Here is a 16551-nt window from a genome sequence, read left to right on the forward strand (position 1 = left end):
CGCAGGATAAACCCCCGCCATCACGATCAGAAGATGCCCAGGAATTTCCGGTCCTGGCTCTTTTGCTCCTTCCGGCTACCCTTGCCCTTCTCGTCCTTGGCGGTGGTGCCCCGCCCGACATCGTCGCGCGGCTTGCCGCCTCTGGTCCGCTGCGCCTGGGCATCGGCGCCGGCCAGCACCGGGCCGCAGGCCGCAGCCTTGGCGTCGCCGACATCGGCGAAGGCCAGCACCGCCGCGAGCGGACTGGCCGCCACGCCCAATGCCGCCGCCGCGCCGCCGCGCGCCAGCAGTTCGGGGCTGATCACGTCGATGCGGGGCCTGGCGAACCATCCGTTGACGCCGACCGGCGACTGGCCGGAAAACAGGCTGATCTTCTTGCCGTCGGCGCGGAAGACGAGGTCGAGCCTCTCGTTCCGGAACGAAAATCCGCCGCGCCCCAGCATCACATTCTTCTTCGTGTCGATCAGGATCGGGTCCGCCGCCGCCACGCCGTTGCGCACGGTGAAGGCGATGAGGCCGCAGTTGATCTCCACCGGCTGTTTCAGCTTCCCGGCGAACATCTTGGTGACGAAGGTGCCGACATCCAGTTCGGATAGCTGGACATTGCGCGCCCACATCGACCCGGCGGGCAGGATCACCGCGATCCGCCCGTTCGCGCTGCCGAGCGACTCATGCAGCGTGTCGCCCAGCCCGGTCATCTGCACCCGTCCCTTGATGGTGCCGGTGGTGCCCGATTCCTCCACCCCCCAGCGGGCGAGCAGCCTGCCCATGGGCGTCGGCGCCAGGCGGATGTCATAGCGGGTGCGTACCGGCGACCGGCGGGCGTCGATTTCGATGTCGGACGCGACATGGCCGCCCGACATGTCGAAGGTCAGCGGCGACAGGGTCAGCAGGCTGCGGTCCAGCTTTACCGTCACCGCCGCGTTGGCGATGGGGACATTGGGGGCGCGGATGGTGCGGACGGCATAGCGGACATTGGCGTCGAAATTGCGGATCGCCTCCACCCGCAACGGCGCGTCGGGCAGGATGCGCGGCGCGCCGCCGACCGTCTCGATCGCGCCGTCCGCGCCCTGCGCTTCCAGCCGCTGCGGATCATAGCCGATGAAGGGGCCGACATCGACGATGTCGAGCGTCCGGGTGACGAGGTCGGCGTCGATCAGCAGGCGGTTCTTCGGCAGCGACACGGTCATCCGCCCGGCCAGGTCGCTGTCGCCGAACCGGCCCTTCAGATGGGTGAAGCGCCATTCCTCCCCGGCCTTGGTCAGCGCGGAGGTGAAGCGATAGCGCCGCGTGTCGGGAATGGCGACGCCCAGGAAATCGAACAGCAGGCTCAGATTGGGACCGGTCGTCACCAGCCGCAGGTCGCTCCCCTCCAGCTCGGTCGCGCCCGGCAGCGATCCGCTCACCTCCAGCACCGTCGCCCCCGCCACCGCGCGCAGGGCCAGGCTGTTGCGGCCGCCCGTCATCGTCTCGTTGGGCGACAGCAGCCCGCCCGTCAGGGTGAAGGGCCGGTCGCGCATCGTCCCGTCGCCCGCAAAGCGCAGGTCGCTGGCAAAGCGCGTATCCCGCGCCTTCGCCGTCTCGAACCGGATGTCGGTCGCCAGCTGCATCACCGGGTCGCGATAGCGCAGCGTCGTGCCCGCCAGCAGCGCGCGACGGATCAGCGGCAGGGTGATCGGCTCGCCCTTGCGATCGGGATCGCCCAGCGTCCATGTATTATGCTGCCGGTCGCGCGACCATTCCAGGTCGGCGGCGGCGTTGCGCAGTTCCAGCCAGGGCAGGCGATAGCGGTCGCCGAAGATCAGGCTGAGCGGCGCGATCCGCATGTCGATAAGGTCGGCGTGGAACAGATCCGGGCGGCTCGCCCAGGGCAGGTTGGCGATGCGCAGCCCTTCGGCCCGGAACTTGATGGCGATCGGCGCGAAATAAAGCTGGAAATCGCCGCCGACGCGCACCTGCCGCTCCAGCTGGCCGGTCATCACGCGTTCGAACGGCGCTTTCAGGAACCGCCCCTTGGTGATGAACAGGATCAGCCAGAGCGCGAGGATCAGGCCGATGATCCAGAGCAGGACACGCGCCGCCAGCGGCAGGCGGCGCCAGCGATCCCGCCCGCGTCGGGCGTGATCGCGCCAGCCGGGAGGGGGCGGGGAAGGGGCGGCGTCGGCCATGGCACGGCATCAACGCGGCCCTGTCATTTTGGCTCCGAATCGCTTGCTTTTGCGGGCTTGCCCGACTATGGGCCGCCCTTCGCGATATTCAGTGAGACCGCCCGGCTAACTAGGGCTGCCGTGGCTGTCTGTAATCGTCGCGCTGCAAAAGGAGACGAAAATGCCCAAGATGAAGACCAAGAGCGGTGTGAAGAAGCGCTTCAAGTTCACCGCCACCGGTAAGGTCAAGCACGGCGTCGCTGGCAAGCGTCACCGCCTGATCAGCCACAACGCCAAATATATTCGCCAGAACCGCGGCACCAGCGTGCTGTCGGATTCGGATGCCGGTCACGTGCGCCTCTGGGCGCCGTACGGCCTTAAGTAAGGAGGCCTGACCCATGGCACGTGTCAAGCGTGGTGTAACCACGAAGGCGAAGCATAAGCGGATTCTGCAACAGGCGAAGGGCTATTATGGCCGTCGCAAGAATACGATCCGTATCGCCCGCCAGGCCGTCGAAAAGGCCGGCCAGTACGCTTATCGCGACCGCAAGGTCAAGAAGCGCACCTTCCGTGGCCTCTGGATCCAGCGCATCAACGCGGGTGTCCGCGCCGAAGGCCTGACCTATTCGCAGTTCATGCACGGCCTGAAGCTGGCCGGCGTGGAGCTGGACCGCAAGGTTCTGGCCGACATTGCGATGCACGAAGGCGAGGCGTTCAGCGCCATCATCGCCCAGGCGAAGGCTGCGCTGCCCGCAGCCTGAGCAGACTGATCGCAAGATCGTCAAAAAGGGCGCCGGGGCAGATGCCTTCGGCGCCCTTTCTGTTTTTCCGGCCAATCCCGTTCGGGCTGTTCTGACAAGTCATTTGCCTTGTCAGGAAAGCCCCGCACTCTCTTGAAGAGAAGAGCAGCCCTTCGACAGGCTCAGGGTGAACGGAGTTGCATTGCGAGCCTGCGACTGGAGGGCCATCCCATGTCGCTTCATCTCTGGTGGTTGTACATTACGGCGGTTTTCCTGATCTCGGCCACGCCGGGACCGAACATGCTGCATGTGATGACGCAGAGCATCGCTCATGGCCCGCGCAAGGCGCTGGCGACCATGGCCGGCCTGATGAGCGCGGTGCTGCTGTGCCTGATCGCCTCCGCGCTGGGCTTGGGCGCGTTGCTCAAGGCGTCGCCGCGCCTGTTCGATGTGCTGCGCTATGCCGGTGTCGCCTATCTCGTCTGGCTGGGGATCAAGGCGTGGCGCGCCCCCGTGGGTGGCGGCGGCGCGCAGGCGACGAGCATCCGCTCGGCCCGCGCCCTCTATGGCACGGGCCTGTTGACGGGCCTGTCCAATCCCAAGCTCATCATCTTCGCCGCCGCGCTCTTCCCCCAGTTCATCGACCTCAACCGCCCCTTCTGGCTCCAGTTGGCGATCCTGATCGTCAGCTTCGTGGCCATCGAGTTCGGCTGGCAGTGCGTCTATGCGCTGGGCGGCCTGCGCCTCGCCCGCTGGCTGGCGCCTGCCAACCGGCAGCGCCTGTTCAACCGCGGCACCGGCCTGCTCTTCATAGGCTTCGGCGGCGCTTTGCTGGGCGCGCGGGCTTAAGCCACAAGCGTCCGTCATTCCCGCGAAGGCGGGAATCCATCTCCGGACCAAGCCTATGCAAAGAGACTTTGATCCAACCGTCTACATCATCGCCAGTCATCGGAATGGCACACTTTACGGTGGTATCACGTCAAATCTGCTAAAGCGTCTCCATGAACATCGTTCAGACTTGATCGATGGCTTCACGAAAGACTACGGCGTGCATCGTCTGGTCTGGTTCGAAAGCGGCGGATCGATGGAAGAGGCAGTCCGCCGCGAGAAGCAGATCAAGACGTGGAACAGGAATGGACGATCAACCTGATCGAGCGGGCCAATCCCGATTGGCGTGATCTCGCCATCGATCTGGGGTTCGAGCCATTGGAAAGCCGGCGTGTCGATTGAGCGCCATGATATTGGGACAGGCCGGGAGATGGATTCCCGCCTTCGCGGGAATGACAGGGCTATGACCGAAATTAGCGCATTGAAAGCCGGCCTGATCGCCGACATCGCCGCCGCCGACACGCTCGACGGGCTGGAGGGGCTGCGCGTGGGGGCGCTGGGCAAGAACGGGGTCGTGACCGGCCTTTTGAAGACGCTCGGCCCCATGTCGCCGGAGGAGCGGCTGGAGAAAGGCCCGCCGATCCAGGATTTGCGCGAGTCTGTCACCGCCGCGCTGGCGGAGCGGAAGGCCGCGCTGGAGCAGGCCGCGCTCGACGCCCGGCTCGCGTCGGAACGGATCGACATGACGCTGCCCGCGGACATCGGCCCGCAGGGATCGGTCCACCCGGTCAGCCAGGTCATGGACGAACTGGCGGAAATCTTCGCGGACCTGGGCTTTGCGGTCGCCACCGGGCCGGAGATCGAGGACGACTGGCACAATTTCACCGCGCTCAACATCCCCGAGACGCACCCGGCGCGCGCCATGCACGACACCTTCTATTTCCCCGATGAAGAGGGGCAGAAGAAGATGCTGCTGCGCACCCATACTTCGCCGGTGCAGATCCGCACCATGATGACGCAGGAGCCGCCGATCCGCATCATCGCGCCCGGCCGCGTCTATCGCAGCGACTCCGACGCGACCCACACGCCGATGTTCCACCAGATCGAAGGGCTGGTGATCGACAAGGGCATCACGCTCGGCCATCTCAAATGGACGCTGGAAACCTTCCTCAAGGCGTTCTTCGAGCGCGAGGACATCGTCCTGCGCCTGCGCCCGAGCTATTTCCCGTTCACCGAACCCTCGGTCGAGGTCGATGTCGGCTACACCCTGACCAATGGCCAGCGCGTGATCGGCGGCGACGGCGACGCGCTCGGTGGCGGCTGGCTGGAAGTGCTGGGCAGCGGCATGGTCAACCGCCGCGTGATCGAGGCGTGCGGCCTTGACCCCGACGAATGGCAGGGCTTCGCCTTCGGCACCGGGGTCGATCGCCTCGCCATGCTCAAATATGGGATGAACGACTTGCGCGCTTTCTTCGACGGCGACCTGCGCTGGCTCAAACATTATGGCTTCTCAGGCCTCGACGTACCCACGCTGAGCGGAGGAGTGGGCGCATGAAGTTCACCCTGAGCTGGCTCAAGACGCATCTCGCCACCGATGCGGACCTGCCCACCATCCTCAAGACGCTGAACGCGATCGGCCTGGAGGTCGAGGGCGTCGAGAATCCTGCGGAGAAGCTGGGCGCCTTCAAGATCGCCAGGGTGCTGACCGCCGAACGCCACCCGCAGGCCGACAAGTTGCAGGTTCTGACCGTCGACCATGGCGACGGCACGCCGCTCCAGGTCGTGTGCGGCGCGCCCAACGCGCGCGCGGGCCTGATCGGCGTGTTCGGGGTCGAGGGCGCGGTGGTCCCGGCCAATGGCATGGTCCTGAAAAAGACCGCGATCCGGGGCGTCGAATCCAACGGCATGATGTGTTCCACGCGCGAGCTGGAACTGGGGGACGATCATGACGGCATCATCGAACTGCCGGGCGACGCCCCGGTGGGGCAGGTCTACGCCAGCTGGGCGGGCCTCGACGATCCGGTGATCGACGTCGCCATCACGCCGAACCGGCAGGACTGCATGGGCGTGCGCGGCATCGCGCGCGATCTGGCGGCGGCGGGCCTTGGCACATTGAATGCCATCATCGTCCCGACCGTCGCGGGTGTCGGCCCCGGCCCCGATGTGCGGACGGATGACGAGGATGGCTGCCCCGCCTTCTTCGCCCGCACCGTGCGCGGGGTGACCAACGGCCAGTCCCCCGAATGGATGAGCAAGCGGCTCAAGGCGATCGGGCAGAAGCCGATCAGTGCGCTGGTCGACATCACCAACTATATCATGATCGACCTCGGCCGCCCGCTCCACGTCTATGACATGGCGACCCTCAAGGGCGGCCTCGTCGCGCGCAAGGGCAGGCCCGGCGAGCAGGTGCTGGCGCTCAACGGCAAGAGCTACACGGTCGATGACGGCATGACCGTCATCGCCGACGATGAGGCTGTCCACGATATCGGCGGCATCATGGGCGGCGAACATTCGGGCGCGCAGGACGCCACGACCGACGTGCTGATCGAATGCGCCTATTTCACGCCGGAACGGATCGCCGTGACGGGCCAGAAGCTGGGCCTCACGTCCGACGCGCGCGGCCGGTTCGAGCGCGGCGTCGATCCTGCCTTCCTCGACGATGGCCTGTCGATCGCGACCAGCCTCGTCGTGGCCCTGTGCGGCGGCACGCCCAGCGAAGCGACCCGAGCGGGCGCGCCGCCGGTCGCGGCCAGGATCGTCAGCTATGATCCGGGCCAGTGCCTCGCGCTCGCCGGCGTGGACGTCCCCGCGGCCGAGCAGCGCCGCATCCTGGAAAGCCTGGGCTTCACCGTCACTGGCAGCGACGGCGGCGTGGACTATCAGGATGGCGTGCCGGTGAGCGTCGCTGCCGACTGGGTCATCGCCGTGCCGAGCTGGCGCCGCGACGTCGACGGCTGGCCCGACATCGTGGAAGAAGTGGTGCGGATCGTGGGCCTCGACCATGTGCCCTCCACCCCGTTGCCGCGCGTGCCGGGCGTCGCCCGGCCGACCGCCACGCCCGAACAGCTGGTCGAGCGCAGGGTGCGCCGCACCGCTGCCGCCCGCGGCCTTGCCGAAGCGATCAACTGGTCCTTCATCTCCGAAAAGGAAGCCGCCGCTGTGGGCGGGGGCGACTGGATGCTGGCGAACCCCATCTCCGAAGACCTCAAGGTCATGCGCCCCTCGCTGCTGCCCGGCCTGCTGTCGGCGACCAGGCGCAATATCGATCGCAGCGCCACGTCGGTCCGCCTGTTCGAGTTGGGCCGGCGCTATTTCAGGCAGGGCGAGCGGGCGACCGTCGGCTTCGTGCTGGCGGGCGAGAAAACGGCCCGCAACTGGCAGAGCGGCAAGGCGCAAGCCTTCGACGCCTTCGATGCGAAGGCTGAAGTGATCGCGCTGCTCGCCGCCGCCGGCGCGCCGGTCGCCAACCTCCAGAGCTTCGGTGACGCGTCCGCCGCCTATCACCCCGGCCAGTCGGGCACGCTGCGGCTGGGTCCGAAGGTCGTGCTCGCCGAATATGGCGTGCTCCACCCGTCGCTGGCAAAGCAGTTCGGCCTTGCGGGGGCCATCGTCGCGGGCGAAATCTTCCTCGACGCCATTCCGGGCAAGCGCAAGACGGGCTTCATGCGCGCGCCCTATGCGCCGCCCGCGCTTCAGGCGGTGAAGCGCGACTTCGCTTTCCTCGTACCCGAAACCGTCGAGGCCGATGCGCTGGTCCGCGCGGTCCGGGGCGCGGACAGGAAGAGCATCATCGACGCTCGCCTGTTCGACCTTTTTGTCGGGCCGGGCGTGGAGGAGGGACACAAGTCGCTCGCCATCGAAGTGACGCTGCAACCGGGCGAGAAGAGCTTTTCCCAGGAAGAGCTGGAGGCGATCAGCGCCGCCGTGGTCAAGGCCGCGCAGAAGCTGGGCGCGTCGCTGCGGGGCTAGGCCCAAGCCCCGTTCGCGTCGAGCGACGTCGGGAGGCGGATAGGCGCGCTGGCCGCCTCCCCGACAGGCGCGAAGCCAACTAGGTCGGCTATTTCTTCTCGCCGTCCTTCTCGTCCTTCTTCGCCTCCTTCGCCACGGGCGGCGGCGTGATCGGCGCGATCTTGCACCCCTTCGCGCTCGCCAGCCCGCGCAGATAGCCGCGCCGCGCGATGCCCGCCGTCACCGCCGCCTGCAACCGGCGCTCGGCCGGGGCCGCGCCGCTGATCTCGCGCACCAGCCCGCGGAAGGGGATCAGCGAATTGACGATGGTCTTGCCGACCGCCTCGGCGATCTTGCCGGTGCGATTCTCGTTGGCCTGCCGCCCGATCGTGAAATCCTCGCCCAGAACGGCGTTGAGTTCGCCCAGGGCGCCATTCAGCCCCTTGCAGGTCCGGCTGGCCGGCGCGGCATAGGGGTTGTCCACCGCCTTGAGCAGCACCGGCGGTATCTCGTCCTTGTCGATCCCGATGTCGCGCGCGGGTTGGGTGGCGATCTTGCCCGCCTTGTCCAGGGTTTCGTCACGGGGCTTGTCCTGTTCCTGCGCCAGGGCGGTGCCCGACAGCAGCAGCGACAGGGTGATGGCGATCATGGTTCGGTGCATTATGGTCCTCCGACCGCCCAAACCTGTGGCAGGGAGGATCGGTTCCCCCGCCGAAACGATCAGGGGGAGGAGACACCTGCCGATCAGGACGTTATGCGAAGGACGCACCCCGCAGGAGGCCCGCTTGTCCGACACCCGCATCGCCATCGCATCGGAAATTCTCTCCGCCGAGATAGACCCGCTGGGCGCCGAACTCTGGTCGCTTCGGGACGCGCAGGGTCGCGATCTGATGACCGATGCCGATCCCCGATGGTGGACCGGCCATGCGCCCCTGCTCTTCCCCTTCGTCGGCCGGTCGCGCGGCGATGCCTACCGGCTCGACGGGCGCGAATATCCGATGCCGCAGCATGGCTTCGCCCGCCGCCGCGATTTCGCGCTGGTCGATCGCGACGCGGGCAGGGCGCTGTTCCGGCTGGAGGCGGACAGCGATTCGCGCGCCATCTATCCGTTCGACTTCCGGCTCGACATGGGCTTTGCTGTTGAGGGCGCGACCTTGCGGATGACAGCCACCGTCAGCAACCGGGGGGAGGCGGACATGCCCTTTTCCTTCGGCTATCATCCCGCCTTCGCCTGGCCGCTCCCCTATGGCGGCGCGGCGGCCGATCATCGCATTACCTTCGAACGGCCCGAACCCGCCCCGATCCGCAAGGTCGGCGACGAACCCGGCCTCATCGCCCGCGACTCCGTGCCCTCCCCGGTCGAGGGCGACACGCTCGTCCCCACTCATGCGATGTTCGAGGGCGACGCGCTGATCTGGGATGATCTCGCCAGCCGCTCGCTGACCTGGGGTGCGCCCGGCCACCCGCACCTGCGGATCGACTTCCCCGACACCCCCTGGCTCGGCCTGTGGCAAAAGCCCGGCGCCCATTATCTGTGTGTCGAACCCTGGGCCGGCATGGCCGACCTCGTGGGCTTCGACGGGGATGTCTGGGACAAGCCGGGCATCATGGCGCTGCTGCCCGGCGACTCCCGCAGCTTCCGCATGGACGTGACGCTGGTGGGGGATGGGGCGGGCGTCTAACGCGCGACTCGCTTTGGGCGCAAAAATCCCTATATGGGCGCGCCATGACCATCCCATCCCGCCGCACCTTCGCGATCATTTCCCACCCGGACGCCGGCAAGACCACGCTGACCGAAAAGCTGCTGCTGGAAGGCGGCGCGATCCACCTTGCGGGCGAGGTGAAGGCGCGCGGCGCCAATCGCCGTGCCCGCTCCGACTGGATGAAGATCGAGCAGCAGCGCGGCATCTCCGTCACCTCTTCGGTCATGACGTTCGAGCGGACCCGCGATGGCGAGACGATCACCTTCAACCTGCTCGACACGCCGGGCCACGAGGATTTCTCGGAAGATACCTATCGCACCCTGACTGCGGTCGACTCTGCCGTCATGGTCATCGACGCAGCCAAGGGCATCGAGCCGCAGACCCGCAAATTGTTCGAGGTCTGCCGCCTGCGCAACGTCCCCATCATCACCTTCGTCAACAAGGTCGACCGCGAGGGCCGCGAGATTTTCGGCCTGCTCGATGAAGTCGCCGACCAGCTCCAGCTCGATGTCTGCCCGATGAGCTGGCCCGTCGGCATGGGCACCGATTTCGAGGGCATCTACGATTTCGCCACTAACCGCTTGCGCCAGCCGACCGGCCCTTCGCGCGAGTTTGAGGGCAAGGAGCAGGTCTTCACCGGCCTCGACGATCCGAAGCTGGCCGATGTCCTCTCGGAACGGGGACTGGAAAAGCTGCGCGAGGAGGCGGAGCTGGCGCAGGGGGGCTATGCCGAATTCGACCTTGGCCGCTACCGCCATGGCGACCTGACCCCGGTCTATTTCGGGTCGGCGCTCAAGCTGTTCGGTGTCACCGAACTGATCGACGCGCTGTCGGCCCATGCGCCGCCGCCCCGGTCGCAGCCTGCCGAACCTGCCGCCGTCGAACCGGAACAGAGCGAAGTCACCGGCTTCATCTTCAAGGTGCAGGCCAATATGGACCCGATGCACCGCGACCGCATCGCCTTCATGCGGCTCGTTTCGGGCAAGTTCCGCCGCGGCATGAAGCTGACCCCCAGCGGAAGCGGCAAGCCGCTCGCCGTCCATTCGCCGATCCTCTTCTTCGCGCAGGACCGCGAACTGGCGGACGAGGCTTTTCCCGGCGACATCATCGGCATCCCCAACCATGGCGCGCTGCGCGTGGGTGACACCCTGTCGGAAAAGCCCGGCCTGCGCTTCACCGGCCTGCCAAATTTCGCGCCCGAAATCCTGCGCCGCGTGGCCTTGAAAGACCCGACCAAGACCAAGCAGCTGCGCAAGGCGCTGGACGACCTCAGCGAAGAGGGCGTAATCCAGGTCTTCTACCCCGAAATCGGCAGCAACTGGATCGTCGGCGTCGTCGGCCAGCTCCAGCTCGAAGTGCTGATCTCGCGCCTCGAAGCCGAATATAAGGTGGCGGCGGGCCTCGAACCTTCGCCCTTCGACACCGCCCGCTGGATCAGCGGGGACGAGGCGGCGGTCAAGGAACTGGCGTCCTATAATGGCGCCAACATGGCCCGCGACCGCGACGGCAATCTCGTATTCATGGCCCGCAGTGCCTGGGACATCGGCTACCAGCAGGAACGCCATCCCAAGGTGAAGTTCAGCGCGACCCGCGAACGATAAACCCTATTCGTGCTTCACGAGCATGACTGGGCGGCATTGCTTCCGTCCAGTCATGAATGGCGCAATCTCGTTCAGCTGTCTATTTCGCTGTCGGCTTGCACCCAGTCGCGCCGCAGCGCCCGGCCCGCCAGCGCCATGAACAGGCCCGCGAGCAGGTAGAAGCCCAGCGCCGCGACGATCGCGTAGCGCAGCGCTTCCTGCCCATAGGCGGGCGTCAGCGCGTCGGACAGGTTGCCGACCGCCCAGCTTCCCAGCCCCAGCCCGACCAGATTGTTGATCAGCAGGAAGCAGGCCGCCGCGCTGGCGCGCATATGGGCGGGCACCAGATGCTGGACAGCCGTCAGCACCGGGCCGAGCCATACATAGACCAGCGCCTGCGGGATCAGGAACAGGGCGAAGGCGACGGTCACGCTGCCCGACAGTACGCCCGCCACGAACAGCGGCATCCCCACGACATAGCTGACCGCCGGCACCCAGGCATAATAGGCCTTGTCCCTGCCGCCCAGCCGGTCGCCCAGCCATCCGCCCAGCAGCACGCCCGCCACCCCGCCGATCAGCAGTAGCGCGCCCAGAAACTGGCCCGCGCCGATCAGGTCCAGGCCGAAGCTGCGCATCAGCAGGCTGGGCAGCCAGAAGGCGACGCCATAGCCGCACATCGAACTGCACGCCGCCCCCAGCGCCAGCATCCAGAAGCTGCGCTTGGCGGCGAGGATGCCGAACACCGCGCTGACCGGCACGGCATCGCCCGCCTGGGCGGGCCGCGCCGGCTCGCGCACCACGAGGCGGAAGATCGGCGCGATCAGGATGCCGAGCAGTCCGACCGCGATGAAGGCCGTGCGCCATTCCACGGTCTGCGCGATATAGCCGCCCAGCAGCGCGCCCCCGGCGGACCCCAGCGGGATGCCGAGCGAATAGATGGACAAAGCGCGGGCGCGCTGATGCTGGGGGAAATAGTCGGAGATAACGGCATAGGACGGGGCGACGCCGCCCGCCTCGCCCACGCCCACGCCGATGCGGAACAGGAACATCTGCGTGAAGCTGCCCGCCACCCCGCACAGCGCGGTGAAGCCGCTCCAGACGGCGAGGCTGACGGTGATGACCCAGGTGCGGCTGGTCCGGTCGGCCAGCAGCGCCAGCGGGATCGCCAGCGTCGAATAGAGCAGGGCGAAGGCGATCCCGCCCAGCGCCCCGAGTTGCGTGTCGTTCAACTCCAGCTCCGCCTTGATCGGCCCGGCCAGGATGCCCAGTATCTGCCGGTCGAGGAAGTTGAACGTGTAGACCAGCAGCAGCATCGCCAGCACGACGCTTGAATAGACTGGACCACGATAGGCGGGGGAAGGGGGGAGTCGATCGGTCATGCCTGCTTCCTAGACCAACTTCAATCGACAGGCTTCAGGATCAGAACGCGACCATGCCCGTCAGGCATAGCTGCGGCGGATTGCCGTCGAAGGCGGTCCGCCTGCCTTCCTTGCCCGGCAACGGGGCGGGGAACCAGGCGCTGTCGTTGATGATCGCCCAGGTCACGGGCTGTGACGAAAGGAAGACATGAACGTCTTTCTGGGGCTGCGCTACGGTGTCTGGGATAGCAGTCGGCCGGCCGAGAAAGTGGCGGCCATCGCCGACGCCCTTGTCGAGCGCCGGATCGGCACAAGGCGGTGCGTCTCGATCCGGCGGCATGGAGCGCGTCAGGCCGCGCACCAGTCGATGGGCCGCGCCGACCAGGGCCGGGCATGACCCTTCAGGATCATCAGTTCGCCCAGCGACACGCCGTCGCGGGTCAGGATGCGCGCGGAGGGATCGGCATCGGCAGGGTCGGGGCGTGCGTCGAAGGCGCCGCCGTTCATCATCGCCGCGAGCGCTATGCGGCCCTGCTCTGCGCGCCGGGCTTCCAGCGGGCATCGGGCGTTCGTCCGGGCGGGGACGCTGATGTCGGAGAGATGATAGCGATGCCCGCGCCAGGCATAGGCATCCGCGGCCAGTACGCACGCGTCGCCGCGCAGATCATCACAGAGCGCGAATCGATCCGAGATGCTGGCAGTGCCGGCCCGGCGGGCCGTTTCCTCGGCGGATGGCAATGCCTGCCCGATGAACGCCGCCGCCAGCATGGCAATCACCAGCACGAGGCATAGAAGCCCGATCGGCAGGACGCGGGTGCGCCTTTCCCGCCGTTCGTTGAGCCAGTTGCCGGGTTCGGCCGGGCGCCGGTCGCCCATTTCATAGAGACTGCGTGCCATGTTTCGCTCCAGGGAAGTCATCGCTCTATCCCCGATCAAGGAAAATTTCGGTTAACCAACTTCGGCGCCCGCGCCTTGACGGGCAGGGCGCGCCATGGTCAAGTCGGCTGGCTGGATCAAGGGAGGCGGCGTGAGCGATACCTGGTTGTATGACGAACATCCCGCGATGTTCCGGGCGCATCCGCTGCTATTCATTCTGCTGCTGCTGTCCGTCGTCGGCATCCTGGCGATCGGGATATGGTGGGTGATGCACAAGGGTGAGCGGCTGGCCCTGTCCGATCGGGAGGTTCTGATGGAGCGCGGCCTGCTGTCCAAGCAGCGGACAGAGGTCGCATTGTCGAGCATCCGGTCGGTGCGGATCACCCAGAGCCTGGGTCAGCGCCTGTTCGGCGTCGGCCATGTCGAGTTGTTCAGCGCCGGCGACGTGGCCGAAATCGCGATCAAGAACATGCCCCGGCCCGACCGCATCCGGGCGATAGCGGCGGCGCGCAACGTGGATCTGCTGCCGCAAAGATAGAAGATTTCATGCAGCCCCTTGACTTGGGCGCATTTATTTCAACGATAGGGATGCCAAAAGGGGGTCGTCAGAACTCCGCTCGCAAGAGGACGCCATGTCAGGAACGACCGTCCGCAAAGGTGTGGACGGCGCTGCTAAAGGGGTGTCGCCATGGTGGGTTTGCGAGTGATGCCGTCCTTGTCGGACCTGACGGCCGAGCAGCGCGCGGACATCCGCCAGGCGTGCGGCTTTGCCTGCGTGCGCTGCGGCGTCACCATCTACCGCTATCTGGGCCTGCCGGACGGACCGGGCGCGACCCTGCTTTGCCCCACCTGCCATGGCCTGGTCGAGGAGGGGCGGCTGACCGCGACCCAGGTGCACAGCTTCCACGCCAACCCGGTGGTGCGCCAGCGTCATTTCGCGCGGGACCGATTGCCTTTTTCCGCCGAGTTGCCGCAACTGATCGTGGGCGGGGCACGGCTGTTGCGCGATACGCCGATTCCCATCACGCTGGATGGCGAACCGATCCTGATGTTCGCGCCGCCCCGGCGCACCAATGGCGCAACGCGGATCAGCGTCCGGCTGGGCGCGGCGGATGGCGAGGCGGAACAGATCATCGACGGCAATGAGTGGAAGCCGGCCAATGGCAGCTGGCATTTCCTGCTGCGCGGCGATCGCTATTCGATGATGGCGACGCGGGGCGATGGCCTGTGCGTGCTGCGCATCGTGGCGCGCAACAGGATCGCGGTGGAACATCTGCGCACGACGATCCGGGGGCGCCGGCTGGAGGTCACGCCCGACTGGCTGGAGATTGACGGCAAGCGCTATGTCGATCGGATCGGCAGCGGGACGCTGATCGGCCTGGAACTATAAGGCCACCAGTCAGGCCAGGGTTACGAAGATTTCCGCTTCGAGCAGCCAGGAGCCGGCGGTTTCTCGCCATTTGGCGGCATAGGTGCCGGATGCGAGCATCCGTCCGCTGTCGGCGGCGATGCCCTGCCACTGGCCCTGCTCCATTGCGACCGGCTCCACTGGCGACACGATGATGCGGTCGGGCGTGCGGCAATAGACCAGCCGGTCGGCCGAAGCGAATTCGCGCTTCCACGCCAGCAGCTGCGCCTTGCGCCCCGTAATCACCGCACTGTCCGACCCGGTGACGAGGATCGCGTCGCGCGCCAGCAGCGGTTCGATAGCCTTGAGGTCGGCATCGGCCAGCGCGCGGTTGAAGGTGGCGCGCGCCATGCGGATGGCGAGGTCTGCGGTCGCGGTCATGCTGCTCATTTTCGGAAGCGGTCGCTACGGGGACGTCGCGAGTTTACCCGCAGCGCGCGGATGTGATGATCATCGCCTCGTCATAGCTGACAGTCAGGCGATCCGGGCGGAAGTCCATGGTCATCGCCGTACCGGGGCCGCCCCAGCGCAGTGTCTTCGCGCCGGACGCCTTGAGCAGCTGCGCGCCGAGGTCCGCGCTCGCCTTCTGCCCGGCGAAGCGGTCCAGGCCATCATGATGACAGGGCCCTTCGGCCGTCGCGGGGGGCGTCGCCGGACCTTGTCCGCTCGCCCCGGCGCAGGCCGTGAGGGGAAGGGCGAGGGTTGCCGCCATCATGCCAAAAGCCGCCTTCCGCATGGTCCTTCTCCCTATTCGGTGCGCGTCATCTTGAGCCGGCCGCCCTTGACCGCGAAGGCGAGGCGGCCTTCGACCAGGTCGACCGCGTCACGGCCGAACTGTTCATAGCGCCAGCCTTCCAGGATCGACAGCCCGTCGCGCACGCCCGCCGCCAGCGCGTCGATATCGTCGCTCCGCGCGATCAGCCGCGCGGCTACGTCGATGTCGCGCGAGCGGATCTTGAGCAGCAGCTTGAGCAGGTCCGCGACCAGCGCGCCGTCCTTGCCCAGCCCAGGCCGCTTGGGATCGCGCTCGGGCATTTCCTCCTTGCCCAGCGGCTTGTGCGCCGCGAGCGCGCTCATGAGGCGCGCGCCGATGTCGTTGGTGCGCCAGGTGGCGGAAAGGCCGCGCACCTTGCCCAGATCCTCCTGGCTGCGGGGCGGATGGCTGGCGATGTCGGCCAGCGTCTCGTCCTTGACGATGCGGCCGCGCGGCAGATTCTTGTCCTGCGCCTCAATCTCGCGCCAGGCGGCCAGCGCCTTCAGGCGGCCCAGCACATCGGCCTTGCGGCTGGCGATGCGGACGCGCTTCCAGGCGTCGGCCGGGTCATTCTCGTAATTGCTGGGGTCGCTGATCCGTTCCATTTCCTGGTCGAGCCAGTCGCCGCGCCCGGTCTTGCGCAACTCGTCCAGCATCTTGGGGAAAATCTGGATCAGGTAGGTGACGTCGCCGATCGCATAGTCGATCTGCCGCTTGTCGAGCGGGCGGCGCGCCCAGTCGGTGAAGCGCGCGCCCTTGTCGAGCTGCACGCCCAGCCAGGCCTCGACCAGATTGCCATAGCCGATCTGCTCGCCCAGACCCAGCGCCATGGCGGCGATCTGGGTATCGAACATGGGATGCGGCGTCTTGCCGGTCAGGTTGTGGACGATTTCTATGTCCTGTCCGCCGGCATGGAAGACCTTGAGCACCTCTTCATTGTCGACCAGCAGGTCGAGCAGCGGCTTCATGTCGAGGCCTGGCGCCTTGGGATCGATCGCGGCCGCTTCATGGGCGTCGGCCACCTGCACCAGGCAGAGGTCCGGCCAATAGCTGTTTTCCCGCATGAATTCGGTGTCGACGGCGACATAGGGGGAGTTCGCGATACGGGCGCAGAAATCGGCAAGGGTCTTGCTGTCGGTAATCAGCGGATGAATTTGCATATGGTCTTCGATCTTATTATGGGCTGGCCCGCTCCCTGCGGGCTCGTCA

Annotated in this window: 17 protein-coding genes and 1 pseudogene; 10 read left to right on the forward strand and 8 right to left on the reverse strand. The window is 66.8% G+C overall.

Annotation, left to right across the window (positions count from 1 at the left end; all coding sequences use genetic code 11):
- Positions 1-26: 26 nt before the first annotated feature.
- A complete protein-coding gene (locus K3M67_RS15640) occupies positions 27-2168 on the reverse strand; it encodes an AsmA family protein (protein WP_285831929.1) in 2142 nt (713 codons plus the stop codon).
- Positions 2169-2328: 160 nt separating this feature from the next.
- On the opposite strand from K3M67_RS15640, the gene rpmI reads away from it, so the two are divergent.
- From rpmI to pheT, 6 genes and pseudogenes are all read left to right on the forward strand, one after another.
- Positions 2329-2532, forward strand: a complete 204-nt coding sequence (gene rpmI / locus K3M67_RS15645; protein WP_009823219.1) for a 50S ribosomal protein L35 — start codon at positions 2329-2331, stop codon at positions 2530-2532.
- A 13-nt stretch (positions 2533-2545) separates the two neighbouring features.
- On the forward strand, positions 2546-2908 hold the full coding sequence (gene rplT / locus K3M67_RS15650; RefSeq protein WP_066864726.1) for a 50S ribosomal protein L20: 363 nt from the start codon (positions 2546-2548) through the stop codon (positions 2906-2908).
- A gap of 210 nt (positions 2909-3118) precedes the next feature.
- A complete protein-coding gene (locus K3M67_RS15655) occupies positions 3119-3736 on the forward strand; it encodes a LysE family translocator (RefSeq protein WP_066864723.1) in 618 nt (205 codons plus the stop codon).
- Positions 3737-3791: 55 nt separating this feature from the next.
- Positions 3792-4117 (forward strand): annotated as a pseudogene (locus K3M67_RS15660) (GIY-YIG nuclease family protein).
- A gap of 61 nt (positions 4118-4178) precedes the next feature.
- Positions 4179-5270, forward strand: coding sequence for a phenylalanine--tRNA ligase subunit alpha (gene pheS / locus K3M67_RS15665; protein WP_066864720.1), 1092 nt, complete (start codon positions 4179-4181; stop codon positions 5268-5270).
- Positions 5267-7684, forward strand: a complete 2418-nt coding sequence (gene pheT, locus K3M67_RS15670; protein WP_285831930.1) for a phenylalanine--tRNA ligase subunit beta — start codon at positions 5267-5269, stop codon at positions 7682-7684. Before pheS ends, pheT begins: the two co-directional genes overlap by 4 nt.
- 88 nt (positions 7685-7772) lie before the next feature.
- Here pheT and K3M67_RS15675 read toward each other — a convergent pair whose 3' ends face one another.
- Positions 7773-8324, reverse strand: coding sequence for a hypothetical protein (locus K3M67_RS15675; RefSeq protein WP_232313894.1), 552 nt, complete (start codon positions 8322-8324; stop codon positions 7773-7775).
- 124 nt (positions 8325-8448) lie between these two features.
- Between K3M67_RS15675 and K3M67_RS15680 the strand changes: the two genes are divergently transcribed.
- Together K3M67_RS15680 and K3M67_RS15685 are read left to right on the forward strand one after the other, a co-directional pair.
- A complete protein-coding gene (locus K3M67_RS15680) occupies positions 8449-9345 on the forward strand; it encodes an aldose 1-epimerase family protein (protein ID WP_285831931.1) in 897 nt (298 codons plus the stop codon).
- A gap of 44 nt (positions 9346-9389) precedes the next feature.
- Entirely contained in the window at positions 9390-10967 is a 1578-nt protein-coding gene (locus tag K3M67_RS15685; protein WP_066864708.1) for a peptide chain release factor 3, read from the forward strand.
- A 71-nt stretch (positions 10968-11038) separates the two neighbouring features.
- Here K3M67_RS15685 and K3M67_RS15690 read toward each other — a convergent pair whose 3' ends face one another.
- The 3 genes from K3M67_RS15690 to K3M67_RS15700 are packed head-to-tail and all read right to left on the reverse strand — an operon-like array spanning position 11039 to position 13201.
- Entirely contained in the window at positions 11039-12325 is a 1287-nt protein-coding gene (locus K3M67_RS15690) for a spinster family MFS transporter (protein ID WP_066864705.1), read from the reverse strand.
- 40 nt (positions 12326-12365) lie between these two features.
- Complete coding sequence (locus K3M67_RS15695; protein WP_285831932.1) at positions 12366-12665, reverse strand: hypothetical protein; 300 nt, start codon at positions 12663-12665, stop codon at positions 12366-12368.
- A complete protein-coding gene (locus tag K3M67_RS15700; RefSeq protein WP_066864700.1) occupies positions 12653-13201 on the reverse strand; it encodes a nuclease in 549 nt (182 codons plus the stop codon). Before K3M67_RS15700 ends, K3M67_RS15695 begins: the two co-directional genes overlap by 13 nt.
- 130 nt (positions 13202-13331) lie before the next feature.
- On the opposite strand from K3M67_RS15700, the gene K3M67_RS15705 reads away from it, so the two are divergent.
- Entirely contained in the window at positions 13332-13718 is a 387-nt protein-coding gene (locus K3M67_RS15705; protein WP_066865296.1) for a PH domain-containing protein, read from the forward strand.
- 150 nt (positions 13719-13868) lie between these two features.
- Positions 13869-14570 (forward strand): hypothetical protein, encoded by a 702-nt coding sequence (locus K3M67_RS15710; RefSeq protein WP_066864697.1) that lies wholly within the window; start codon positions 13869-13871, stop codon positions 14568-14570.
- A gap of 9 nt (positions 14571-14579) precedes the next feature.
- Here the strand turns inward: K3M67_RS15710 and K3M67_RS15715 are convergent, their stop codons facing one another.
- From K3M67_RS15715 to rnd, 3 genes are read right to left on the reverse strand one after another with little or no spacing between them, the layout of a single operon-like run.
- Complete coding sequence (locus K3M67_RS15715; protein ID WP_066864694.1) at positions 14580-14969, reverse strand: DUF4440 domain-containing protein; 390 nt, start codon at positions 14967-14969, stop codon at positions 14580-14582.
- 43 nt (positions 14970-15012) lie between these two features.
- Positions 15013-15324: an I78 family peptidase inhibitor gene (locus tag K3M67_RS15720; protein WP_285831933.1), complete on the reverse strand. Its 312-nt coding sequence runs from the start codon at positions 15322-15324 to the stop codon at positions 15013-15015.
- 11 nt (positions 15325-15335) lie between these two features.
- Positions 15336-16502: a ribonuclease D gene (gene rnd / locus K3M67_RS15725; protein WP_066864688.1), complete on the reverse strand. Its 1167-nt coding sequence runs from the start codon at positions 16500-16502 to the stop codon at positions 15336-15338.
- Positions 16503-16551 lie beyond the last annotated feature (49 nt).

It is taken from the genome of Sphingobium sp. V4 (assembly GCF_029590555.1).
GTDB lineage: Bacteria > Pseudomonadota > Alphaproteobacteria > Sphingomonadales > Sphingomonadaceae > Sphingobium.